The organism is Nocardioides dongkuii (assembly GCF_014127485.1).
Taxonomy (GTDB): domain Bacteria; phylum Actinomycetota; class Actinomycetes; order Propionibacteriales; family Nocardioidaceae; genus Nocardioides; species Nocardioides dongkuii.
This window is the reverse complement of record NZ_CP059903.1, coordinates 4007241-4030471: the sequence shown is the minus strand read 5'-3', so window position 1 is coordinate 4030471 and position 23231 is coordinate 4007241. Positions and strand designations below refer to the sequence as shown.

The following is a 23231-nucleotide window of genomic DNA, read 5'->3' as shown; positions in this document are numbered from 1 at the left end:
GGGGCAAGGGACTTCGCTGTGGGCGGACGGGCCTCAGTCGCGGGACGGCGTGGTCTCGCCGAGCAGCCAGTCGTCGAAGAACGCGGTGAGCTCCTCGCCGGTCTGCTCCTCGATCCAGGCGAGGTACTCGTCGCGGCTGCCGTGGCCGTTGTCGCGGGACGCCGGCCAGGCGCGCACCATCGCCCAGAACTCCTCGTCGCCGACCCGCTCGCGCAGCTCGTGCCACATCAGCGCCGGGCCGTAATAGATGTTGCCCTCGCCGAACGTCCGCGGGTCGTACGCCGCGGGCGGGCCGGACTCCGCGCGGTACGTCGGCTCCTCGACCGCCCAGGCGTCCATCACCTGCTCGACGCTGGTGCCGGTGTCCTCCGCGGTCCACACGCCCTGGAGGTACATGGCCATGCCCTCGTTCATCCACACGTCGCGCCAGTCGCGCGGCGTCACCTGGTCGCCGTACCAGTGGTGCGCCATCTCGTGCACCAGCACCTCGGGGGAGGTGGCGTAGTCGTTGTCGCCCAGCGTGATCATCGTCTGGGTCTCCATGCCGCTGTCGCCGTCCACGACGACGATCCCGAGGGTGTCGAACGGGTAGGGGCCCAGCCGCTCCTCGAGCCAGTCGAGCCCGGCGGCGGTCTCGCGGACCGCCGCGGCGTACTTCGCCTGGCCCTCGCGGGTCCAGTAGGTCAGCGGCACGCCGCTCGCGGACTCGTGCTCCTGCACGAGGAACGGCCCGGTCGCCACGGTGACGAGGTACGACGCGGCGGGCTCGGCGAGGTGCCACCGGGTCTCGGTGACGCCGTCCTCGTCGGTGCGCGAGCGCAGCTCGCCGTTCGCGACACCGACCCAGGGCGAGGGCACCGTGATCGTGAAGTCGTAGAGCGCCTTGTCGGAGGGGTGGTCGTTGACGGCGTACCAGGTGAACGCGCCGTACGGCTCCTGCATCGTCCACGTCTCGCCGCGGCGGGTGGTCTGCCAGCCGGTGCTGTCGAAGTCGGTGCGGGTGGTGGGGGCGGGCGTCGGCTCGGGGGTGCCGGCGTAGGTCAGCGCGAGCTCGTGGCGGGTGTCGGCCTCGACCGGCGCGAGGACCACCAGGTCCTTGCCGTCGTGCTCGACCTCGACCGGCTCGCCGTCGAGGGTCGCCTCCTCGACCTCCAGCGGCTCGCCGAGGTCGAGCTGGAAGCGGTCGCCGGTCGTCGTCGCGCGGAAGGTCAGCGTCTCCTCGCCGCGCAGCACCGACGCCTCGGGGTCCCAGTCGAGGGTCAGGTCGTAGTGCAGGGCGTCGACCGAGGGGTCGCCGACGTCGGGGTAGACCCGGTCCTCGACCGGCTCGTTCACCGCGAGGTCGAGGCCACCCGTCGGCGCCTCGGACGAGCCGGACGGCGAGACCGGTGCCCCGGGCGCCGGGGAGGCCTCCGGCTCGTCGGCGTCGGAGCTGCAGCCGGCGACCAGGCTCCCGGCGAGCACCGCGGCCGCGAGGAGCGGCGCGGCCCTCACTCCGAGCCCCGGAGCAGCGGGCGGGCCAGCTTGCGGCCGTGGTGGACCTGCGCCTTGACGGTGCCCAGCGGCGCGTCCAGGTGGCGCGCGATCTCGTCGTACGGCAGGCCGTAGACGTCGCGCAGCAGCAGCGGCTCCACGAACTGGGGGTGGTCGCGCTCGATGGTCTCCATCGCCTCGAGCAGGTCGAGGCGGGTGCCGGCGATGACGCTGGTGGTGCGGGGGTCGGGCCGCTCGAGCGGGCCGTGGGCCTGCGGGTCGGCGGCGACCGCCTGGTTCCGCATCCGGCGGTACGCCGAGCGGGCGCTGTTGAGCGCGACCACGTGCATCCAGGTGGTGAACCGCCCCCGCCCGCTCCAGGAGCCGATCTTGGTGGCGATGTTGAGCAGCGCCTCCTGGCAGGCGTCCTCCGCGTCCGAGAGGTGCGGGAGCACGCCCCGGCAGACAGCGAGCGCCCGCGGCCGGACCGCGGCGAGCAGCCCCTCGAGCGCGTCGCGGTCGCCGTCGCGTGCCCGGTGGGCCAGCGCGTCGATCTCGTCGGGACCCAGCCCCTCGGCCGTCATGGCAGCACCCCTCCCTGTCCGCGCGCAGCCTACGGGCCGGCGGGGACGGGGAGGGGGAGCCGGCTACTTCACCTCGGAGCGCAGCACGCCCCAGAGCCCAGCGGCCAGGGGGAGGACCACCCAGACGAACCCGGTCACGCCGAGCTGCGCCCAGTGCTCGCCGGTCATCGACGCGCCGTCGGTGAGCGCGCCCTGCGCGAAGTTGAAGTCCACCCAGGGCCGCAGGTCGGCGAACCACTGCTGGGTCGCGGCGAGCACCTCGGTGAGGGTCACCAGGACGAAGCTGAAGACGAAGTAGCCGACGATCGCGACGGCCGAGCTGCGGAACAGCACGCCCAGCGTGAAGCCGATCAGCATGTTGAGGATCTGGAACAGCGCCAGCGTGGCGAGGCTGGTGGCCTCGATGTCCCAGACCGGGTCGACGCCCACGATCGCGGCGCCGAGCACGTTGCCCAGCGCGCCCACGGTGAGCGCGACCACCATCGAGGTCACGCCGATGCCGAGGGCCACGGCGAGCTTCGCCGCGACCACCCGCCCGCGGTGCGGGACCAGCGTGAACGACGTGAGCCCGCTGCGCTGGCTCCACTCGCTGGTGATCGAGAGGATCGCGATGATCGGCAGCAGCACGGCCATCGGGATGCCGATGGCGGCCCCGAAGCTGTCGTAGGTGATCTGGTCGTCGGGCGCGAACGCGATGGTTGCGGCGGTCGCCAGCACGGCGGCGATCCCGACGCCGGCGAGCAGCCAGAAGCCGGAGCGGGTGTCGAGGGACTTGCGCAGCTCGACCGAGACGAGCCGGGACATCGGGATGGGGGCGGGGGCCGGCCGCGCCGGACGGGCGGCGACCTCCTGGTCGAGGACGGCGGTGCTCATGCTGCTGCTCCTTGCGTGGTGGTGCCGGCGGACGTGGTGGACGCGGACTCGCGCTGGGTCTCGGCGGTGAGCTCGAGGAACATCTCCTCGAGGCCCGCGCCCTCGGCGGCGCGCAGCTCGACGAGCGGGACACCCGCCTCGAGCGCGACCTTGCCGACGACCTCGGGGTCGGCGTCGACGCGCAGCGCGTCCTGGCCGCTGGTCGCGCCGCTGGGGACGGGGGTGAGGCCGGACGCCGTGAGCGCGCGGGTGAGGTCGGGGACCGCGCGGGTGCGGACCAGCGTGCCGGCGGAGGCCAGCAGCTCGGCCTTGGTGCCCTGCGCGACCACCCGGCCCTGCCCGATCACCACGAGGTCGTCGGCGATCACCTCGATCTCGTGCAGCAGGTGGCTGGAGAGCAGCACGGTGGCGCCCGCGTCGGCGTACCTCCGCAGCAGGTCGCGCATCCACCGGATGCCGGCCGGGTCGAGGCCGTTGGCGGGCTCGTCGAGCACCAGCACCTCCGGCTCGCCGAGCAGGGCCGTGGCGATGCCGAGGCGCTGCCGCATGCCGAGGGAGTAGTGCCGGACCCGGCGGCCCGCCTCGGTCGGCGTGAGGCTGACCCGCTCGAGCATCTCGTCGACCCGGCGGGCCGGGAGGCCCATGGTGCGCTGGGCGACGGTGAGGATCTCGCGGCCGGTGCGCCCGGCGTGCTGGGCGGAGGCGTCGAGCAGCACGCCGACCTCGAGGCCGGGGTTCGGCAGCTCGGCGAAGCGGCGCCCGAGCACGTGCGCGGTGCCGGACGTGGCCGGCGTGAGCCCGACCATGACCCGCATGCTGGTGGACTTCCCGGCGCCGTTGGGCCCCAGGAAGCCGGTGACGCGACCGGGTCGCGCCGTGAAGGTGACGTCGTCGACGGCGGTGAATCCGCCGTACTGCTTGGTGAGGTTCTCGACCGTGATCATGGGCCTCAGCCTGTCGCCGGGGCGACCCCCGCCACATCGGGGAACGACGCTGGTCCGACCCCTGTCCACACCCCTGAGTCGTCTCAGGGTCGCCATACTGAGCGGGTGTCCATGCCCAGCCGCCTCGGCCGGTACGCCGTGCGCCGGCGGATCGGCGCCGGCGGCTTCGCCACCGTCTGGCTGGCCTACGACGAGCAGCTCGACGCGCCGGTCGCGGTCAAGGTGCTCGCCGACAACTGGACCGAGGACCACCAGGTGCGGCGCCGCTTCCTCGAGGAGGGCCGCTACCTGCGCCGCGTCGAGTCCCCGCACGTCGTGCAGGTCTTCGACGCCGGCGAGCTCGAGGACGGCCGCCCCTACCTGGTGATGACGTACGCCGACCAGGGGACGCTCGCGGACCGGCTCGAGGTCGAGGGCCTCACCGCCGGCCAGGCGCTCGAGGTGGTCCGCCAGGTCGGCGCCGGGCTCACCGCGCTGCACCGGCGCGGCATCCTGCACCGCGACGTGAAGCCGGCGAACGTGCTGTTCCGCACCGTCGACGGCACGGTGCGCGCGATGGTCGCCGACCTCGGGCTCGGCAAGGCGCTGGACGTGTCCTCGCGGCTGACCATGGTCGCGGGCACGCCGTCGTTCGTGGCGCCGGAGCAGGCGCAGGGCGAGCCGCTCGACGCGCGCGCCGACCTCTACTCGCTGGGCGCGCTGACCTACCTGCTGCTCGCCGGCCGCGCGCCGTACGCCCACGCCAGCCTGGCCGCGGCGGCCCGCCCCGGCCCGCCGCCACCCCTGACCTCACCGGGCCGGCCCCTCCCGCCCGAGGTCGACGCGGTGGTCCGCCGCGCGCTCGCCGCGGACCGCGAGGAGCGCTGGCCCGACGTGGCGTCGTACGTCGACGCGCTGGCCGCCGCGCTCGGGCCCGCGGCCGCCGGTGCCGGCGACACCGGCGGCCCCTGGCTGCCGGTCGACCCCGAGCTCACCCAGCCGATCGCGCGGCCCGCGCGCACCCTGCCCACCGCGCCCGCGCGCCGCCGCCGCTGGGTGCCGGCCGTCGTCGGCGTGGCGGCGCTGGCCGCGGGCGTCGCGGGCGGGCTGGCGGCGGAGGACGCGCGGACGGACCCCCACGTCGAGGTCGCCGACGCGTCCGGCTACCTCAGCGTGGTCGTCCCGCCCGACTGGCACCGGGCGGTGGCGGACGACGGGTGGGACGCCCCGCAGGACGGCGCCGGCTACCCCGCGCTGTCGGTCGGGAGCACGCGGGACTGGGCCGACCCGGAGCGCCGCGGCGAGGGCGTGTTCGTCGGCCTGATGCCGGGGGACGCGCTGCCCGAGCAGCTGCCGGGCCACCCCGAGTGCGGGACCACCGGCGGCCCGGTCACCGACGAGGGCGACCAGCCGTCGACGACGGTCATGCACACCGACTGCCCGGGCGGCGTCACCGCCGAACGGGTGGTGCAGGTGGCCGCCAACCGGCTGCTCTGGGTGCAGGTGCGCAGCGCCGACACCGCCACCGCGAACCGGGTGCTCGACAGCGTCGAGACGCACGGCCTCTAGCGGGTGCTGGTCACCGCCTCGAGCAGGCTGGTGAGCCCGTCGCGGTCCTCCTCGCGCCCGATCACCGCGATCGAGGCGAACGCGTTGCCGCTGCGGCCGTCGGTCACGAACCGCTCCATGGTCACCCGCCGGTAGCCCTCGGAGACGTACGTCGCGACGAACGTGTCCGCGCTGCGCGACTCGACGTCGAGCTCGCTGATGCCGCTCGCGCTGCCGAGCGCCTCGATCCGGGCGTCGCGGGCCTCCTCGACGCCGGTGAACAGGCTCGCCACGAACCGGACGCGCAGGAAGTAGGTGTTCTCGGTGAGGTCCGGCCCCGGCGGCGGGTACCACTGCGAGGCGCCCATCGTCGCGTCCGAGCGGATCCACCCGCGCGGGACGAGCAGCCGCAGGTCGAACGGCGGCTCCCCCAGGCGCACCGGCCGCACCGGGAGGTTGCGCTCCAGGGTCGGGAAGTCGGGGTCCGGGCGGACGGTGACCTCGGGGTCGCGGGGGTACGCCGGGGAGGCCGCGGGCAGCGGCGCGGCGACCGGGATCGTGCCCGGCTCCCCGCCTCGCAGCGCGCCCACGCCGTACCCCGCCGCGAGGCCGACGAGCGCCAGCGCGAGCGCCGCCACGAGCCCGCGCGCCGTCATGGCCGACACCGTAGTGGGTGCCGGGTGTACGCCGGGCTCCTCGCTGTCCTAGCGTTCGCGGCGTGAGCAGCCTTGTCCTGCGCGACGCGCGCCTGGTGCCGGTGGAGACCGGCGCGCTGGTGCCGGACGCCCCGGTCGACGTCCTGGTCGAGGACGGCACCGTGACCGCCGTCGGCGTGCGGCTGGACCGGCCGCCGGGGGTCGACGAGGTGGACGCCGGCGGCCGCTGGCTGGCGCCGGGCCTGTGGGACCAGCACGTCCACCTCGCGCAGTGGACGCTCGCCTCGCAGCGGCTCGACCTCGCCGGGGCGCGGACGCCGGAGGAGGTGGTCGGGCGCGTGGCCGCCCGGGTCGCCGCGCACCCCGGCGTGCCGGTGATCGGGTGGGGGCACCGCGCCGGCGGCTGGGAGCGCGACGTCACGGTCTCCGAGCTCGACGCGGTCTCCGGCGACACCCCGGTCGTGCTGATCAGCGGCGACGGCCACCACGCCTGGCTCAACACCACCGCGCTGATGCACCTCGCGATGCCGGTGCGCGACTCCGTCGTGCGGGAGACCGAGTGGTTCGCCGCCTACCCGCGCCTCGCCACGCTCGTGGGCAACGACGGCACGTCCCCGAAGGCCTACCGGGGCACGCTCGCGCGGGCCGCTGCGGTGGGCGTGGTCGGGCTCGCCGACTTCGAGTTCGGCGCGAGCCGCGACGGCTGGACCGAGCGGTGGCACCAGGGCTGCGACACGCTCCGGGTGCGGTGGGCGACGTACGCCGACACGCTGGAGGACGTCATCGAGGCCGGGCTGCGCACCGGCGACCCGCTCGCCGGCGACCCGCTGCTGACCATGGGCCCGCTGAAGATCATCAGCGACGGCTCGCTGAACACCCGCACCGCGTGGTGCTGCGAGCCGTACGCCGACGCGCGCCGCCTCGAGTACCCCTGCGGCCAGCCCAACCAGCCGCCCGAGGAGCTGCGCCGGCTGCTCGCCCGCGCGCACGGCGCCGGGCTCGAGGTCGCGACCCACGCCATCGGCGACGCCGCGGTGGCCGACGCGCTCGCGGCGTACGCCGAGACCGGGGCGCGCGGCTCGATCGAGCACGCGCAGGTCGTCGGCCGCGACGACGTACGCCGGATGGCCGAGCTCGGCATCCGCGGCAGCGTGCAGCCCGCCCACCTGCTCGACGACCGCGACCTGACCGAGAAGGTGTGGCCCGACCGCGCCGAGCGCTGCTTCGCGTTCCGGTGGATGCTGGACGCCGGCGTCACGCTGGCGCTCGGCTCGGACGCCCCCGTCTCGCCGCTCGACCCGTGGCTGGCGATGGCCGCCGCCGTGCACCGCAGCGGCGACGAGCGCGAGGCCTGGCACGCCGAGCAGGCGATCACCCCCCGCGAGGCCTTCGCCGCCTCGGTCGACGGCCGGCCCACGGTCGCCGTCGGCTCCCGCGGCGACCTGGTCCTCCTCGACGCCGACCCGCTCGCCCGGGACGCTCCCGACACCGTCGCCGCCGCCGCCGTCCTCCGCGGGATGCGGGTCGCCCTCACCGTGGTCGACGGCCGGGTCGTCCACGACGCGGTCTGACTACCCCGCCACGGCCTCCAGCACCAGGTCGGCGACGGCCTGCTGGCCGGCGGCGAGGGGGTGGAACGCGAGCGCGGTGCCCGGGACGGTCTGCTGGCCGTTGACCCAGGGCTGCGCGGAGCAGACGTCGTGGCCGGCGCTGGCGGCGTACACGTCGACGTACGTCGCGCCCGCGGCGCGGGCCGCCTCGGCCTGGACGTCCGCGAGCTGCTCGTTGAGGTCGGCCAGGAACGGCACGTCGCCGGTGGCGAGCGGCATCAGGTCGGGGCAGGCGCCCTCGTCGGGGACGAACCGCGGGTAGCCCACGACCACGATCTCCGCGTCCGGCGCGCGCTCCCGCACCTGCTCGATCACCGCGGTCAGCGCGGGGCCGGTGGCCGCCACGTCCTGCTCCAGGGTCGCGACGCCCTCGGGGCCGAGGGCGTCGAGGCACGGCGACCCCTCCGGGTCGGCCGCGCGCTGCTGCGTGCACCCGATCAACCGGCTGAAGACGCCCCGGTCGTTGCCGCCGAGGCCGATCGTGACCAGCTCGGTGTCGGCGCCCACCGCGTCGAGCTGCGGCGGCACGGTGCCGGTGAGGGTGGGCTGCGGCGCGGTCACGTGCGTGGTCTCCGCCCCGCCGCAGCTGACGTCGGTGAGCTCGGCGCCGAGCTCCCCGGCGACCAGCGCGGGGTAGTTCGTCGACGAGCGCAGGCAGCCGTCCTCCGTGGCCTGCTCCGAGATGAGCGGCGAGGAGGTGTAGGAGTCGCCGAGCGCGACGTACCTCGGGCCCTCGGGCACGGCGGTGGCGCTCGGCTCGGCGGAGGACTCGGCGGTGCTGGACTCAGCGGTGCTGGGCTCGGCGGCCGGCTCGTCGGACGACGTCGAGCACCCCGCCAGCACCAGGCCGCCGAGGACGACGAGGGCCGCGACCCGGGGACGGCGGCGGGTCCGGTTCATGGGGCAAAGGTACGGACCGGACCCGCCACCGCCGCGGACTGACGCTCGGCTCAGAGGTCGACCGGGCGCAGCACCCGGTTGACGGCGTGGCCGATCTGCTTGTTGCCCTTGTTGATGTCCAGGACGACGACCTGGGCGTTCTGGGCGTCCTTGTCGCGGTCGACGAGGGTGACCTTGCCCTGGCGCAGGGTGATCTTGATCTTGCCGCCCTGGGCGGTGGTCACCTTCGAGCCGACGGCGTCCAGCACCTTGCCCGACGGCAGCGTCTTGCCGGCGATCACGTGGTAGAGCAGCACGGTCTCGAGGGTGTCGACGTCGGCGACCGAGGTGACGGCCTTGAGCGTCGCGCGCTCCGTGGCCGGGGACTTGCCGGTCAGGCCCTTGACGAGGAACCGGAACGCCCCGTCGGTGGGCACGAACACGGTCGCGCGCTTGCCGCCCTGGGTGAGCAGGCCCACGGGGCTGTGCGGCTTCTCCGCGAGGACGGCGAGGACCGCCTGCTCCACGATGTCGAAGTCCTTCCAGTTCTTGTCCAGCTTGGTGCCGTCCTCGGCGAGGACGGTGGCCAGGCTGCGCCGCCCGTCCTGGCGCTCGGCGGAGTCCGCCTGGGCGGGGGCGATGCCGGTGGCCGCGAGCGCGATGGTCGCGAGGGCGGCGAGACCGGTGGTGATGCGCGTGTTCATCGTTCCTCCTGGGGTGTTCGGTGTGGAGCGGGGTCGCTCTGTGACGTGTTTCGACACCCCCGGGCGTATGGATTGGTGCGTTCCCGATCTTTTTTCGCGACCGCGTCAGACCAGGTCGCGGACCCGGTCGGCGAGCGAGTCCTGCACGGCCCGGGTGACCGCCGCCTCGACCTGCTCCTCGAGGCGGTCCTGGTCGTCGAGGTCCGCGAGGACCTGGCGGAGGTCGAGGTCGTCGATGGCCCGGACGAGCACGTCGTCGGTCTTCAGGGCGGCGTCGACGAGCGAGTCCGGCAGCGCCCGGAGCGCGGCCTCGAGGAAGCGGTTCAGGTCCGCGGAGTCCAGCGCCTCGTCGACCAGCTCGGAGGCGGGCGGCAGGGTGCCGTCGTCCTTCATCCGGCGTACGGCGGCGACCAGCCCGTCGTGCAGGGCCGTGACCTCGGCGTCGGTGGGCTCCCCGCCCCGACCGAGCTCCAGGGTGAGGGTCTCGCGGCTGACGCCCAGCTCGCAGGCGGCCTCGTCGACCCCGATCAGCACCAGCCGCTCGGTGAGCCCCTCGATGCCGTCGGACTGCGAGGTGACCTCGCGGACCACGCACGGGTCGGCCACGCGGAGCGGCTCGAACGTGCCGCCGCCGTGGGCGAGCTGGACCGCGAGCACGCCGCCGACCAGCGCCAGCGCGAGCCCGACCATGCCGGCGCTCCCCCCGCGGGTCACGGGCGTCTCCGCCGGGGCGCGAGGACGGTGAGCAGCGCGACGAGCGCGAGCCCGGCGCCGATGAGGAACGAGTCGCGGAACGCCCACGTGGCGGCGCGCTCCAGCTGGGAGTCGAGCGCGCGCTCGAGGGTGTCCGCCGCCCGGCGCTCGTCCGGGTCCAGGTCCAGCGTCGTGAAGGCGCGGTGCAGGTCGGGGATCCGGCCCTGCTGCTGCACCAGCTCCTCGCCGAGACCCTCCGCGAGCGCGATCTTGTCCTCGACCGGCAGGGGCGCGTCGATGACCAGCGACGTGATCGCCTCCTGGGCCGGCACCTCGGCCGCGCGCAGGTCCGCGGTGAACACCGGCGTCAGGATCGCCAGCCCCACGACCACGCCGAGGTGCCGCGCCCCGATGGTCCAGCCGGCGTGCCGGGCCCGCGGCAGGCGCAGCTCCATCGCCTGGGCGGTGAGCCGGTCCATGGTGAGGCCGAGCCCGAGCCCCACGAGCGCCTGCGGTGCGACCGTCCAGCCGAGGTGGGCCGACGGGAGGAGCGCGAGCCCGGCGAGCCCCCCGGCGACCAGGAAGCAGCCGACCGCGACCTCGACCTCCGCCGAGGGCCGCAGCAGGCGCGCGAGCGGGCGTGCGGCGAGGGCGGCCACCGGCACGACCGACACGGTGAGGGCCGCGGTGGCCGGGGACCGGCTCCAGCCCTGGACCAGCAGCAGCACCAGCAGGAACAGCGCCGCCGTGAGCGCCGCCGACAGCAGGGCGAGGGTCAGGTTGGGGCGCACGGCCGGGGGGTGCCGGTCCGGCGGGTCCACCGGCGCGGCGCGGACGGCGAGCGCCGCCGGCACCGCCAGCGCCGCGAACGGCACCTGCACCCAGAAGATCGCCTCCCACGAGAACGCCTCCGTGAGCAGCCCGCCCGCCACCGGCCCGGCGGCCGTGCCGACCACGCCGGCCGCGACCCAGACGGCCACCCCGCGGCGCTCGCCCCACTCCGCGACCATCAGCTCCAGGCACCCCAGGAGCGCCAGCGCGCCGCCGACCGCCTGCACGCACCGGGCGGCGATCAGGACGTCGATCGAGCCCGCCACCCCGCACCAGGCGGAGGCGCCCGCGAACACCGCGATCCCGAGCGCGGCGAAGATCCGCGGATCGGCCCGGGCGAGCCCCGCCGCGGTCGGCACCGCGCCGAGCCCCAGCACCAGGTTGAACGAGATCAGCACCCACGCGACCTGGGCGACCGAGGCGTCCAGCTCCACGAGGATGTCGGGCAGGGCCAGGGTGACCACGGCCGAGTCCGCGAGCACCAGCGCCACGGTCAGGGCGAGCAGAGGACCTGCAGCGCGTCGCACCCGGTCATCCTGGCAGGGGGCGGGCGGGCCGGACCCCGAGGGCGAGGGTCAGGGCCAGCACGGTCCCGGGGTCGTCGAGCCGGTCGCCGTACAGCTCGCGCAGCTGTCCCATCCGGTAGCGCACGGTCTGCGGGTGCACGAACAGGGCGTCGGCGACCTCCTCACGACGGCCGAGGTGCAGCAGCCAGGCGCGCAGGGTCTCCTCGAGCTTCTCCGCGGTCGCGGGGCGCAGTTCGGCGAGCGGCTCCAGCGCCCGCGAGCGCAGGTCGGCCAGCGCCTCGGGGTCGGCGGTGAGCACCAGCTCCGGCAGGTGCGTCTCGGTGTCCAGCTCGAGGCCGAGGAACCGCGCCCGTCGTACCCGGTCGTACGACGCGCGCACCTGCTCCCAGGGCCGCGCCGGCCCGGCGACCGCGGCCCGGTCGCGCAGCGCGCGCAGCAGCGGGCCGCGGCGCCGGCCGTGCGCGTCGGGGACCAGGAGCAGCGCGTCGTCCTCCAGGCCGGGGACGTCGGGGACGGCCAGGGTGTCGGGGGAGAGCGCGGCCAGCACCGGCCGCACCTGCGCCGCGGGGACGAGGACGGCGGTGAGCGTGCGGGGCGGGTCCCACCCGGCGCGCTCCGCGGACTCCAGCACCGCCTCGGCCGAGGAGCCGTCGAGCAGCCGCTGGGCCAGCCGCTCCCGCAGCCGCTGCCGCACCCGCCCCGACGTCGCGGACTCGTCGTCGTGGCCGGCGACGCTCGCCGCGGAGAGCTCGTCGATGTAGGCGAAGACCAGCTCCGCGAACGCCGCCAGCACGTCGCCGTCGATGCCGTTGGCGACCGCGGTGCTCGACATCTCCCGCCACGACACCCGCGCCCCGATCCGGTACGCCGCGAGCAGCGCGTCCGTGGTGCGCCCGCTCCGGGCCTCGCCGCGGCCGAGCTGGTAGGCGCCCTCGACCGCCGGCGCGGCCGGGGTGCGCAGGTCCGCGCCGCGCCGGCCGCTGGCGAGCGAGAGGAAGCCGCCGAGCGCCATCTCGACGGCGTTGCGGATGGTCTCGCCCATCGGGCCGCTGAACGCGTCGGTGTAGCTCGGGATCTCCTCGATGATGGCGGCGACCACGTGCTCGGCGACGTCCGGGAGCTGGCCGCGCATGATCGCGACCGCGGGGGCGGGCAGCCGCAGTCCGTGGCCCGCCGTACGCCGCGGGGTGGGTCGAGCCATCACAGCCTCCGATCCTTTTGTCTCCACCGAACAAGAAGGGGCGCCCGGTTCATCCGGACCGGTCAGGACTTTACGCCGTCAATGCAGGACAGTAGGGAACATGACTGCGACTGCTGTGCCGAGCGGACCCCCGGCGTCCCGCTCGGTCAAGGGGTTGCTGCGCCGCGTCGCCGAGGCGGCCGTGACGCCCCTCGAGATCGACGACGTCCTCGACCAGTTCCACCCGCTCCGCGCCGGCACCGAGCTGCGCGGCAAGATCGTGGAGGTCGTGCCCGAGACCGCCGAGTCGGCGACGATCGTCATCAAGCCCAGCCGCGACTGGTCCGGCCACGTGCCCGGCCAGTACGTCCGGGTCGGCGTCGACGTCGACGGCGTCCGCCTCTGGCGCACCTACTCCCTGACCCACGGCCGCCGGCGCGACCGCTGCATCAGCATCACCGTCAAGGCGATCCCGGACGGCGTCGTCTCCGGCTACCTCGTGCACCGCGCCCGCCCGGGCCAGCTGCTCCAGCTCGCGCAGCCCGAGGGCGAGTTCGTGCTCCCGCAGCCGCTGCCCGAGCGGCTGCTGCTGGTCACCGCCGGCTCCGGCATCACCCCGGTGATCGGCATGCTGCGCAACCTCTTCTCCAAGGCCGAGGCGCCCGCGACCGACATCGTGCTCGTGCACGTCAACCCCTCGGAGTCGGCCGCGATCTTCCGCGACGAGCTGCGGGCGCTGGGCGCGGCCGGGCGGATCACGCTCATCGAGCGGTACGACGACCAGCACGGCCTGCTCGACGTCGCCCACCCCGAGGACGGGCTGGACGCGCTGGTGCCCGACCTCGACCAGCGGCTCACCTACGCCTGCGGCCCGGCCGGCCTGCTCGACGCGCTCGAGGAGCACCACGTCGCCCGCGGTCTCCGGCTCACCACCGAGCGGTTCCGCCCCTCGATCGCCGCGGGGGCCGACGCGGGTGAGGGCGGCACGGTCACCTTCACCTCCGGCACCGTCCTCGAGGCCGACGGCGCCACCCCGATCCTCGACGCGGCCGAGGCGGCCGGCGTCCTGATGCCCAGCGGCTGCCGGATGGGCATCTGCATGGGCTGCGTGCTGCCGATGCGGGAGGGCGCCGTCCGCGACCTCCGCAACGGCGCGATCACCACCGCCGTCCCCGGCGAGACCGGCCCCCAGGGCGTCCCCATCCAGACCTGCATCAGCGCCGCCGCCGGCGCGTGCGCCATCGACCACTGACTCCCCCGTACGACGAAAGGCGATTCCGATGACCGTCATCACGAAGCAGCCCGTCAACCCGACCGCCCACCTGACCCCCGAGGACATCGAGCAGATCGGCGTCGAGCTCGACGCGATGCGCCAGGAGGTCCTGGACTCCCGCGGCGAGCGCGACGCGGCGTACATCCGCCGGATCGTCGACGTCCAGCGCAGGCTCGAGCTGGCCTCCCGCGCCGTGCTGCTCGGCGGCGCCTTCCCGCCCGCGTGGGTCGCCGGCACCGTCGGCCTCTCGGTCGCCAAGATCCTCGAGAACATGGAGATCGGCCACAACGTCATGCACGGCCAGTGGGACTGGATGCGTGACCCGAAGATCCACTCGACCACCTGGGAGTGGGACAACGCGTCCACCGCCGACGGCTGGAAGCACTCGCACAACGAGATCCACCACACCTACACGAACATCGTCGGCAAGGACAACGACCTCGGCTACGGCATCATGCGCGTCGACGAGGACCAGCGCTGGTACCCCTTCCACCTCGGCCAGCCGCTGTGGAACTTCATCAACGCCTGCTTCTTCGAGTACGGCATCGCGGCGTACGACCTCGAGCTCGGCAAGAACCTGTCGGTCCCGAAGGAGAAGCGCAGCCCGGAGTTCGCGACCAACCTGCGCAAGACGCTCGGGAAGATCCGCAAGCAGGCCACCAAGGACTACGTCGTCCACCCCGCGCTCGCGCTCCCGTTCGGCGCCGCCGTGCCGACGCTCGCCGCGAACTTCACCGCCAACCTGGTGCGCAACCTCTGGTCGCACTCGGTGATCATGTGCGGCCACTTCCCCGAGGGCGTCGAGACGTTCGAGCGGAGCTCGATCCCGGACAACGAGACCCGCGGCGAGTGGTACCTGCGCCAGATGCTCGGCTCGGCCAACATCTCCGGCTCCAAGCTGATGCACCTGATGACCGGCAACCTCTCCCACCAGATCGAGCACCACCTCTTCCCCGACCTGCCGAGCAACCGGTACGCCGAGGTCGCCCCCAAGGTGAAGGCGCTGTTCGACAAGTACGGCCTGAACTACCACGAGGCGCCGCTGCCCGCGCAGGTCTACTCGGCCTGGCACAAGGTGGTCCGGCTCTCGCTGCCCAACGGCTGGCTCGCCACGACCAAGCCGTCCAACGCCCCGCAGCAGCTCGGCCTGCTCTACAAGATGGCCACCGGCGGCCCCAAGGTCCGCCGCGCCGCCCAGGCCCGGCTCCAGCAGCAGGCCAAGCGCCTCACCACCGCCGCCTGAGCCGTACCGGCGACCGGTGGTCGAGCAGCGAGGAGCGCCAGCGACGAGCGTTGTCGAGACCCCTGCAGCGTCCCCAGAGCCTTGATCGAGGCCGTGGCTGACCTCACCGGGTTTCGACATCGCTCAGGCGCAGAGCGCCTTCGCTGCTCAACCTCCGGCAACCGGTGGTCGAGCAGCGAGGAGCGCTAGCGACGAGCGTTGTCGAGACCCCCGCAGCGTCCCCAGGGCCTTGATCGAGGTCGTGGCTGACCTCACCGGGTTTCGACATCGCTCAGGCGCCAGGGCGCCTTCGCTGCTCAACCACCGGCGGCCTTGATCGAGGTCGTGGGTCGGCTGACCGGGTTTCGACAACGCTCAGGCGCAGAACGCCTTCGCTGCTCAACCTCCGGTGCTGCTCAACCTCCGAGGAAGCGGACGTCGATGGGGCTCTCGGCGACGATCGGGGCCGTGGTGCCGTCGAGGGCGTCCAGGCCGTCGCCGGCGAGGTGGACGCGGTACGCCGCGGCGTCCGGCCGCGAGGAGACCGCCTCGACCAGCTCGCCGTCGCGGAAGTGCAGGGCGCAGCCGTCGTCCGCGGCGTACCCGGACGGCAGCGCGCCCGTCCCGACCAGGTCGAGGTACGCCGGGCGCCGGTCCGGCTCGCCGTCGTAGTGCGGGCACGCGCTGCCGGGCAGGAAGCCGAGCCCGTCGCGCAGCGGCGCCAGGGGTCCGAAGGAGTCGGTGACCGACGCCTCGAACCAGCAGTTCATGCCGGCGCTGACCCCGGCGAGCACGACGCCCTGCTCCAGCGCCTCGCGCAGGACGGTGTCCAGCCCGTGCAGCCGCCACAGCGCCAGCAGGTTGGCGGTGCTGCCGCCCCCGACGTACACCACGTCCTGGGCGAGCAGATGCTCGCGCAGGTCGGCGCCGCCGAGCTCGTGGAGGTGGAAGAGCCGAAGGGTCGCGGTCTCGGCCCGGCCGGCGAACGCCTCGAGGAACCGGTCGACGTAGGTCTCGGCGTCGCCGCTCGCCGTCGGCACGAAGCACACCTTCGGCAGCCCGCCCACGCCACGCCGGCGGGTGGCCAGGGAGAGCACGAAGTCGTCGAGCAGCGGCTCCGGATCCATCGAGAACCCGCCGCCGCCCAGGGCGACGATGGTGCCGGGCGCGCTCATGCGGACTCCCCGGGCAGCCGGACGCGGAAGGTGGTGCCCCTGCCGAGCTCGCTCTCGACACTCACCTCGCCCCGGTGCGCGGCGACGATCGAGCTCACGATGGTGAGCCCGAGACCGGTGCCCGGGATGTGCCGGTCGCGGGCGTCGCCGCCGCGGAAGAAGCGGCCGAACACCTGCGTGACCTCGTCCTCGGCGATGCCGATGCCGGTGTCGGTGACCTCGAGCACGAGGGCGTCCCCGGCGTCGCAGAGCACGACGGTGACGGAGTCGCCGGGCTCGCTGTACTTCACGCCGTTCGCCACCAGGTTGTCGAGCACCTGGGCGATCCGCTGCTCGTCGACGTGCGCGACCAGCCGTTCGGGCACGTCGGCCCGCACGCTGACGCCGAGGCTCTCGGCGTAGGGCCGCGCCGCCTCGACGGCCTCGCGCACCACCCGGACCAGGTCGGTCGGCGTGCGGTGCATGCGCAGGTTGCCATCGCCGACCTGGGCGACCTGCAGCAGGTCGGAGACCAGCGCCCGGAGGCGTACGGCGTTGCGCTGCACGACCTCCAGCTGCCGGACGACGCCGGCGGGCAGGTCCTCCCGCTCGCCGAGCAGCTCGAGGTGCCCGAGGACCGCGGTGAGCGGGGTGCGCAGCTCGTGGGAGACCGACGAGACGAACTCGTCCTTGACCTGCATCGCGCGCAGCAGGTCGGTGACCTCCTGGTAGGCGAGCGCGGCGCCGAGCCGCTCGCCGTCGGGGCCGCGGACCTGCCGGGCCGAGGTGGAGAACGCCGCGCGGGTGCTCGGGTCGGCGCCCACCCAGTAGGTGTAGTCGTCGAACTCCTCGCCCTGCACCGCGCGGTAGGACGGCATCTCCTCGCGGGTGAGCGGTGTCGTGCCGTCGGCGCGGAAGACGTGCCCGAGCTGCCCGGCTCGGCCCTCGTGGCCCTCGGGGAACGGCAGCGACATCGTCTCCTGGTGGCGCCGGTTCATCCGCGCGTAGTTGCCGTCGGCGTCGATCAGCAGCAGTCCCACGCTCACGGTCTCGAAGATCGCCTCGAGCGCCTGGCGCTCGTGCTCGATCTCGGCGTTCGCCTGCTGCAGCCGTTGCTCGTACTCCTGCTGCTCGCTCACGTCGAGGATCTGGGAGACGACGTGGAGGGGACGAGCGTCGTGGTCCCGGACCACCGCCACCGAGAGCTCGCCCCAGACCACGTGCCCGTCGGCGTGCAGGTAGCGCTTGCGCAGCCGGTAGGAGTCGAGCTCCCCCGAGATCGCCCGCTCGAAGTGCCGCAGGTCCATGTCCAGGTCGTCGGGGTGGGTGAGCTCCTGGAAGCCGCGCGTGCGGAGCTCCTCGACGTCGCGGCCGAGCATCTCCGAGAACGCCCGGTTGACGAGGAGCAGGCGGCCGGCGAGGTCGACGATGGCCATGCCGACGGGGGAGTGCTCCCAGGTGAGGCGCCACAGCTCGGCGCTGTCGGGGGAGCCGTCCATCCCTCAACCCTAGGGCTACTCGTCCCCGGTGAGGTTGAAGGCCCGCAGCTGTCGCCCGGTCATCGCGCCGCCGGCGACGACGACGACGACGGTGGCCACGACGGCGTACGTCACGGGCACCCCCTCGACGAGCCGTACGTCGGCGACCGCGTCGACGATCTCGCCCGACCACCGGGTGATGCTGAGCCAGCGGACCCCGTCGAGGAGGCCGCCGAGCAGGCCCTCCCAGATCAGCAGGTAGATCAGGCCGACCACGACCGCGTGCCGGGTCAGCACGGAGAGCAGCGCGAAGAGCGAGCAGTACGCCAGCCCGCCGAGCATCGAGCCCAGCGCGAACCCGCCCGCGAGCACCGGCTCCGAGGTCGCCAGGACCAGGCCCGCGGCCAGGGTCGGCAGCGCGGCGAAGACCAGCACGCAGGCGGCGGCGACCGCGAGCTTGCTGGCGATGATGGTCTGCCGCGAGACCGGCTTGGCGAGCAGGTAGGAGATCGACCCGTCGTCGATCTCCGGGGCGAGCAGCCCGGACGTCGCGAGCAGCGCGACCAGCGGCGTGACCACGGCCAGCGCGAACGCGTACAGGGTGTTCTCCGCGACCTCGGCGTCCTCGCCGACCAGCACCCGCACCAGGACGGCGAGGCCGAGCAGCACCACGGGCAGCACGACGAGCAGCGCGCCGCGCCAGCGCCCGAAGACGCTGAGCACGCCCAGCCGGACGATGGTGCGCGAGATCCCCGGGGCGCTCACGTCGCCACCAGGTAGGCGAAGACGCTCTCGAGCGACTCGTCGGTCGGGCTCACCTCGTGCAGGCGTACGCCGTGCTCCCGGGCGAGCCGGGGCAGCACCTCGCTGAACCGGCCGAAGTCGGACGCCTCCACCTCCATGCCACCCTCGGCGCGCAGCCGGACGCCGCGGACCGACCGGTCGGCGAGCAGCGCCGCCGCCATCCGCCGGTCGTCGCCGGTGCGCAGCACGAACCGGTTGGGGCGGTCGGTCATCAGCCGGCGGATCGCGCCGAAGTCGCCGGAGGCGGCGTGCCGGCCCGCGACCACGACCTCGATCTGACGGGCCACCTGCTCGACCTCCTCGAGGATGTGGGAGCTGAACAGCACCGTCCGGCCCTCGGAGCCCATCGTGCGCAGCAGCTCCATCAGGTGCATCCGCTGCCGGGGGTCCATGCCGTTGAACGGCTCGTCGAGCAGCAGCACGGCCGGGTCGTGGACGAGCGCGGAGGCCATCTTGATCCGCTGCCGCATCCCCTTGGAGTACGTCGAGATCACCCGGTCCTGGGCGTCCGACATCTCGATCATCGCGATCGCCCGCTGCGCGGCCGCGCCCGGGTCGGCCAGCCCGTGCAGCTCGGCGTTCGCGACCACGAACTGCCGCCCGGTCAGGTAGTCGAAGAGCGCCTCGCGCTCGGGCACCAGCCCGAGCTTGCGGTAGACCTCCTCGTTGCGCCACAGCGGCTCGCCGTCCAGCGTCACCGCGCCGCTCGACGGCGCGAGGAAGCCCGACATCAGCGCGATCAGCGTGGACTTGCCGGCGCCGTTCGGCCCGAGCAGGCCGGTGACGCCCGGCCCGATCGTCATCGAGACGTCGTTGACGGCGACGACGTTGCGGTACCAGCGGGAGACGTGGTCGAGCACGATCGCGCTCATGGGCCGACCTTCCGGTAGCGCAGCATCAGCAGGCCGATCGCGCCCAGCACGACCAGCAGCGTCGTGGCGACGTACAGCAGCCCCATCGCCGTGCCCTCCGGCGGCGTCGGGGTGGCGGCCGGGGAGTCGAAGAGGAACGCCTGCACCCCGTTGACCAGCGTGTACGGCGAGAACAGCCCGGCGACCTCGCCCACCGTCTCGTCGCCGGTCTCCGAGGAGATGCCCTGGATCGTCGAGACCACCGTGTAGGTCACCAGCAGCACCACGATCACCGCCGCGACCGCGAGGCCGCGCCGGACGGTCAGCGCCGCGACCACCGCCGACATCGACGCCAGGCAGGGCGCGAGCAGCAGCGCCCCCACGACCCCTCCGAGGAACCGCTCGGTCTCGCGGCCGAACGGCAGGTCGGCGAGCAGCCCGCCGACGTACATCAGCAGCAGCGGCGCGGCGATCAGCACGAAGGTCGCGACGGTCAGTGACGCCAGCCGGACCAGCACGTACGTCACCCGCCGCATCGGCCGGGAGAGGTAGAGCGTGATGCTGCGGAAGCGCAGGTCGCGCGAGATCAGCGCCGGCGCCTGCGCGGCGACGAAGACCGAGATCAGCAGCTGCGTGGTGATCGGGTACGTCGAGTACGCCACGATCTGGCTGTCCAGGCCGAGCAGGTCCTGGGCCTGCACCAGCACGCCGACCAGGATCAGCGCCGGCAGCAGCATCAGGCCCAGCAGGACCATCGGCAGCGCCTTGGAGCGCGCCGACCGGCCCAGCCCGTAGGTGTTGCGCAGGCCGGTCAGGAAGAACGCCCAGGCGACCGCGCGCTCGCCGAGCCGCGGCCCGCGGTACCGGCGGTAGCCGAGGTCGTGGATGACGCCCGACGGGACCTCGGACGGGGCCTCAGACGGGCTGGACATGGCCGGCACCCCCCTCGCGGAAGACGTCCTCGATGCGGTGGTGCCGCTCCTGCATCCGCACCAGGCCCAGCCCGAGGTCGACGACGAGGTCGCGGACGACGTCGCGGGTGTGCTCGTCGCGGACGTCGACCTCGACCAGCCGGCCCTCCGCCGGCCGCGCGGTGAGCCCGGCGTCCACCAGCGCCTGCCCGAGCAGCCGGTCCGCGTCGGTGCGGCCCTGCACCTCGACGAGCAGGCTCCCCGTGGCGTGCAGGAAGTCGGTGGTGGCCGAGGAGCGCAGCAGCCGGCCGCCGTCGAGCACCACCACGTGGTCGCTGACCCGCTCCAGCTCGCCGAGCAGGTGCGAGGTGACCAGCACCGCGATGCCGAAGTCGGTGCCGATCCGGCGCACGAGCGCGAGCATGTCGTCGCGGGAGGCCGGGTCCAGGCCGTTGGTGGGCTCGTCGAGCAGCACCAGCCGGGGGTCGTGCACCAGCGCCTGGGCGAGCTTGGCGCGCTGCTTCATGCCGGTGGAGTAGCCCCCGATGGGGCGGTACCGCTCCTCGGCCAGCCCCACGTGCCGCAGCACGTCGGAGGCCCGCTCGCGGGCGGCGGCGTACGGCAGGCCGGACATCTGGCCCAGGTGCACGACCAGGTCGCTGGCGGAGACGTCGGCGGGCAGGCAGTCGTGCTCGGGCATGTAGCCGACCAGCGCCCGGATCGCCGCACCCTCGCTCGCCACGTCGTGGTTGAGCACCCGGGCCGTGCCGCCGCTCGCCGGGACCAGCCCCAGCAGGATCTTGATGAGCGTCGACTTGCCGGCGCCGTTGGCGCCCACCAGCCCGGTGACGCCCTCGCCGATGCTGAGGTCGAGCCGGTCGAGCGCGGTGACGCGCGGGTAGGACTTGGTCAGCCCCACGGTCTCGATCACGGTCACGGACCCATCCTGGGGGACCCGGGTGTCGGTGGCGAGGCCTAAAGTGGTCCCCGTGAAGCGACGATGAGCAAGATGGACGGCCTGCGGGCGATGCGCGAGGCCCGGTACGCCGAGGCGCAGAAGCGTTCGGGCGCGGCGAAGCCCACCAAGGCGGCCGCCGCCAAGCCGGCTGCCGCGAAGCCGGCGGCCTCCGCCGAGGAGCCGGCCGCGGAGGGGCTCTGCGGCCACCGCAACATGAGCGGCCGCACCTGCACCCGCGAGCAGGGGCACGCGGCGAAGAGCCACCGCTACTCCTGACCCGGGCTCAGCCCTCCAGCGCGGCGGAGACCACCGACCGGGCCTCGTCCTGCACCTGGGCGAGGTGCTCGGGACCGCGGAACGACTCGGCGTAGATCTTGTAGACGTCCTCGGTGCCCGACGGCCGGGCGGCGAACCACGCGGACTCGGTGGTCACCTTGAGCCCGCCGATCTTCGCGCCGTTGCCGGGCGCCTCGGTGAGCTTGGCGGTGATCTCCTCCCCGGCGAGCTCGGTGGCGGTCACGTCGGAGGGCGCGAGCGCGGCCAGCGCCGCCTTCTCCGCGCGGGAGGCGGGCGCGTCGATGCGCGCGTAGGCGGGCTCCCCGTGCGCGGCGACCAGGGCGGCGTACCGGTCGGACGGCGAGGAGCCGGTCCGCGCCTGGATCTCCGCGGCGAGCAGGCACAGGATCAGCCCGTCCTTGTCGGTGGTCCACGCGGACCCGTCGCGGCGCAGGAACGACGCGCCGGCGGACTCCTCGCCCCCGAAGCCGAAGGACCCGTCGAGCAGGCCGGGGACGAACCACTTGAACCCGACCGGCACCTCGACCATCGGCCGGCCGAGCGCTGCGGCGACCCGGTCGATCATCGAGGACGAGACCAGCGTCTTGCCGATCCGCGCGCCGGCGGGCCAGTCGGGGCGCGCGCCGCCGAAGAGGTACTCGATCGCCACGGCCAGGAAGTGGTTGGGGTTCATCAGGCCGGCGTCCGGGGTCACGATGCCGTGCCGGTCGGCGTCGGCGTCGTTGCCGGTCGCGATGTCGTACGACGAGCGCTGCGAGATCAGCGAGGCCATCGCGTCGGGGGAGGAGCAGTCCATCCGGATCTTCCCGTCCCAGTCCAGGGTCATGAACCGCCAGGTCGGGTCGACCAGCGGGTTCACCACGGTCAGGTCCAGGCCGTGCCGGTCGGCGATCTCGCCCCAGTAGTGCACCGACGCCCCGCCCATCGGGTCGGCGCCGATCCGCACCCCGGCGTCCCGGATCGCCGCGAGGTCGACGACGGCGGGCAGGTCGTCGACGTACGTCCCGAGGAAGTCGTACGCCGTCGCGGCGGCGCGGGCGCGCGCGAACGGCACCCGCCGCACCTCCGCCAGTCCGCCCGCGACCAGCTCGTTCGCGCGCCGGGCGATCACCGAGGTGGCGTCGCTGTCGGCCGGGCCGCCGTGCGGCGGGTTGTACTTGAAGCCGCCGTCGGACGGCGGGTTGTGGGACGGCGTCACCACGATGCCGTCCGCGAGCCCGGTGGTCCGGCCCCGGTTGGCCCGCAGGATCGCGTGCGAGACCGCCGGCGTCGGGGTGTAGCCGTCGCGCGCGTCGACCAGCACGGTGACGTCGTTGGCGACCAGCACCTCGAGCGCGGTCGCCCAGGCCGGCTCGGAGAGGCCGTGGGTGTCCCGCCCGAGGAACAGCGGGCCGTCGGTGCCCTGGTCCCGGCGGTGGTCGCAGATCGCCTGCGTGGTGGCCAGGATGTGGGTCTCGTTGAAGGAGGTCTTCAGCGAGGAGCCGCGGTGCCCGCTCGTGCCGAACGCGACCTGCTGGTCGACGTCGTCGGGGTCGGGGACCCCGGTGTAGTACGCCGTCACCAGGTGGGCGACGTCGACGAGGTCGGCGGGTTCGGCGGGGGTGCCGGCGCGAGGGTGGGCCATGGGGTCATCATGCCCAGCGGCGGTGCGCTGACGCGTGGAGGCGGCGACCGTCGGAGACCCACTGCCGACATCGGGGGGGATTGGCAGGAAGTCGTGCACCGACGGCCGCCGCGATGTGCAAGATATGGCATCCCCAGCCGTCCGCAGAATCCCCCTGGGCCGACGAGACCTGGCACAC

General features: G+C 74.1%; 22 protein-coding genes. 5 read left to right on the top strand and 17 right to left on the bottom strand.

Translation table 11 applies throughout. From position 1 onward, the window contains the following. Window positions 1-33: 33 nt before the first annotated feature. The 4 genes from H4O22_RS19505 to H4O22_RS19490 all read right to left on the bottom strand — a co-directional run bounded on the left by H4O22_RS19505 (window position 34) and on the right by H4O22_RS19490 (window position 3874). The gene (locus tag H4O22_RS19505) at window positions 34-1494 is read right to left on the bottom strand and encodes a M1 family metallopeptidase (protein WP_182524949.1); all 1461 of its coding nucleotides are present in this window, start codon (window positions 1492-1494) and stop codon (window positions 34-36) included. Continuing rightward, entirely contained in the window at window positions 1491-2057 is a 567-nt protein-coding gene (locus H4O22_RS19500; RefSeq protein ID WP_182524948.1) for an RNA polymerase sigma factor, read from the bottom strand. Before H4O22_RS19500 ends, H4O22_RS19505 begins: the two co-directional genes overlap by 4 nt. A 63-nt stretch (window positions 2058-2120) precedes the next feature. Further along, window positions 2121-2930: an ABC transporter permease gene (locus tag H4O22_RS19495; protein WP_182524947.1), complete on the bottom strand. Its 810-nt coding sequence runs from the start codon at window positions 2928-2930 to the stop codon at window positions 2121-2123. Beyond that, on the bottom strand, window positions 2927-3874 hold the full coding sequence (locus H4O22_RS19490) for an ABC transporter ATP-binding protein (protein WP_182524946.1): 948 nt from the start codon (window positions 3872-3874) through the stop codon (window positions 2927-2929). Before H4O22_RS19490 ends, H4O22_RS19495 begins: the two co-directional genes overlap by 4 nt. A 111-nt stretch (window positions 3875-3985) precedes the next feature. Between H4O22_RS19490 and H4O22_RS20680 the strand changes: the two genes are divergently transcribed. Then, a complete protein-coding gene (locus H4O22_RS20680) occupies window positions 3986-5422 on the top strand; it encodes a serine/threonine-protein kinase (protein ID WP_244963036.1) in 1437 nt (478 codons plus the stop codon). On the opposite strand, the gene H4O22_RS19480 is transcribed toward H4O22_RS20680, so the two are convergent. Beyond that, the gene (locus tag H4O22_RS19480) at window positions 5419-6057 is read right to left on the bottom strand and encodes a hypothetical protein (RefSeq protein ID WP_182524945.1); all 639 of its coding nucleotides are present in this window, start codon (window positions 6055-6057) and stop codon (window positions 5419-5421) included. The genes H4O22_RS20680 and H4O22_RS19480 overlap by 4 nt on opposite strands. Window positions 6058-6119: 62 nt before the next feature. Between H4O22_RS19480 and H4O22_RS19475 the strand changes: the two genes are divergently transcribed. Then, on the top strand, window positions 6120-7628 hold the full coding sequence (locus H4O22_RS19475) for an amidohydrolase (protein ID WP_182524944.1): 1509 nt from the start codon (window positions 6120-6122) through the stop codon (window positions 7626-7628). Here H4O22_RS19475 and H4O22_RS19470 read toward each other — a convergent pair whose 3' ends face one another. The 5 genes from H4O22_RS19470 to H4O22_RS19450 all read right to left on the bottom strand — a co-directional run bounded on the left by H4O22_RS19470 (window position 7629) and on the right by H4O22_RS19450 (window position 12502). Further along, on the bottom strand, window positions 7629-8567 hold the full coding sequence (locus tag H4O22_RS19470; RefSeq protein WP_182524943.1) for an SGNH/GDSL hydrolase family protein: 939 nt from the start codon (window positions 8565-8567) through the stop codon (window positions 7629-7631). Between the two features lie 50 nt (window positions 8568-8617). Next, window positions 8618-9250 (bottom strand): fasciclin domain-containing protein, encoded by a 633-nt coding sequence (locus H4O22_RS19465; RefSeq protein ID WP_182524942.1) that lies wholly within the window; start codon window positions 9248-9250, stop codon window positions 8618-8620. A gap of 105 nt (window positions 9251-9355) precedes the next feature. Continuing rightward, complete coding sequence (locus H4O22_RS19460; protein WP_244963035.1) at window positions 9356-9964, bottom strand: hypothetical protein; 609 nt, start codon at window positions 9962-9964, stop codon at window positions 9356-9358. Continuing rightward, window positions 9961-11301: an MFS transporter gene (locus H4O22_RS19455; RefSeq protein WP_182524941.1), complete on the bottom strand. Its 1341-nt coding sequence runs from the start codon at window positions 11299-11301 to the stop codon at window positions 9961-9963. The genes H4O22_RS19460 and H4O22_RS19455 overlap by 4 nt, the downstream gene beginning before the upstream one ends. Before the next feature lie 4 nt (window positions 11302-11305). After that, entirely contained in the window at window positions 11306-12502 is a 1197-nt protein-coding gene (locus H4O22_RS19450) for a PucR family transcriptional regulator (RefSeq protein ID WP_182524940.1), read from the bottom strand. 100 nt (window positions 12503-12602) lie between these two features. On the opposite strand from H4O22_RS19450, the gene H4O22_RS19445 reads away from it, so the two are divergent. Further along, on the top strand, window positions 12603-13733 hold the full coding sequence (locus H4O22_RS19445; RefSeq protein ID WP_182524939.1) for a ferredoxin reductase: 1131 nt from the start codon (window positions 12603-12605) through the stop codon (window positions 13731-13733). A 28-nt stretch (window positions 13734-13761) separates the two neighbouring features. Further along, window positions 13762-14997 carry a fatty acid desaturase family protein gene (locus H4O22_RS19440; protein ID WP_182524938.1) on the top strand — a complete coding sequence of 412 codons (1236 nt, stop codon included), beginning with the start codon at window positions 13762-13764 and terminating at the stop codon, window positions 14995-14997. 395 nt (window positions 14998-15392) lie between these two features. On the opposite strand, the gene H4O22_RS19435 is transcribed toward H4O22_RS19440, so the two are convergent. From H4O22_RS19435 to H4O22_RS19410, 6 genes are read right to left on the bottom strand one after another with little or no spacing between them, the layout of a single operon-like run. Then, on the bottom strand, window positions 15393-16151 hold the full coding sequence (locus H4O22_RS19435) for a Type 1 glutamine amidotransferase-like domain-containing protein (protein ID WP_182524937.1): 759 nt from the start codon (window positions 16149-16151) through the stop codon (window positions 15393-15395). Then, window positions 16148-17629: a sensor histidine kinase gene (locus H4O22_RS19430; RefSeq protein WP_182524936.1), complete on the bottom strand. Its 1482-nt coding sequence runs from the start codon at window positions 17627-17629 to the stop codon at window positions 16148-16150. The genes H4O22_RS19435 and H4O22_RS19430 overlap by 4 nt, the downstream gene beginning before the upstream one ends. A gap of 15 nt (window positions 17630-17644) precedes the next feature. Beyond that, complete coding sequence (locus tag H4O22_RS19425; RefSeq protein ID WP_182524935.1) at window positions 17645-18373, bottom strand: ABC transporter permease; 729 nt, start codon at window positions 18371-18373, stop codon at window positions 17645-17647. Next, complete coding sequence (locus tag H4O22_RS19420) at window positions 18370-19284, bottom strand: ABC transporter ATP-binding protein (RefSeq protein WP_182524934.1); 915 nt, start codon at window positions 19282-19284, stop codon at window positions 18370-18372. The genes H4O22_RS19425 and H4O22_RS19420 overlap by 4 nt, the downstream gene beginning before the upstream one ends. Beyond that, window positions 19281-20195, bottom strand: a complete 915-nt coding sequence (locus tag H4O22_RS19415; protein WP_182524933.1) for an ABC transporter permease — start codon at window positions 20193-20195, stop codon at window positions 19281-19283. The genes H4O22_RS19420 and H4O22_RS19415 overlap by 4 nt, the downstream gene beginning before the upstream one ends. Further along, the gene (locus H4O22_RS19410) at window positions 20179-21111 is read right to left on the bottom strand and encodes an ABC transporter ATP-binding protein (protein ID WP_220451218.1); all 933 of its coding nucleotides are present in this window, start codon (window positions 21109-21111) and stop codon (window positions 20179-20181) included. Before H4O22_RS19410 ends, H4O22_RS19415 begins: the two co-directional genes overlap by 17 nt. 63 nt (window positions 21112-21174) lie before the next feature. Between H4O22_RS19410 and H4O22_RS19405 the strand changes: the two genes are divergently transcribed. Further along, window positions 21175-21408 (top strand): hypothetical protein, encoded by a 234-nt coding sequence (locus H4O22_RS19405; protein WP_182524932.1) that lies wholly within the window; start codon window positions 21175-21177, stop codon window positions 21406-21408. A gap of 7 nt (window positions 21409-21415) precedes the next feature. Here the strand turns inward: H4O22_RS19405 and pgm are convergent, their stop codons facing one another. Beyond that, the gene (gene pgm, locus H4O22_RS19400; RefSeq protein WP_182524931.1) at window positions 21416-23053 is read right to left on the bottom strand and encodes a phosphoglucomutase (alpha-D-glucose-1,6-bisphosphate-dependent); all 1638 of its coding nucleotides are present in this window, start codon (window positions 23051-23053) and stop codon (window positions 21416-21418) included. Between the last annotated feature and the right edge of the window lie 178 nt (window positions 23054-23231).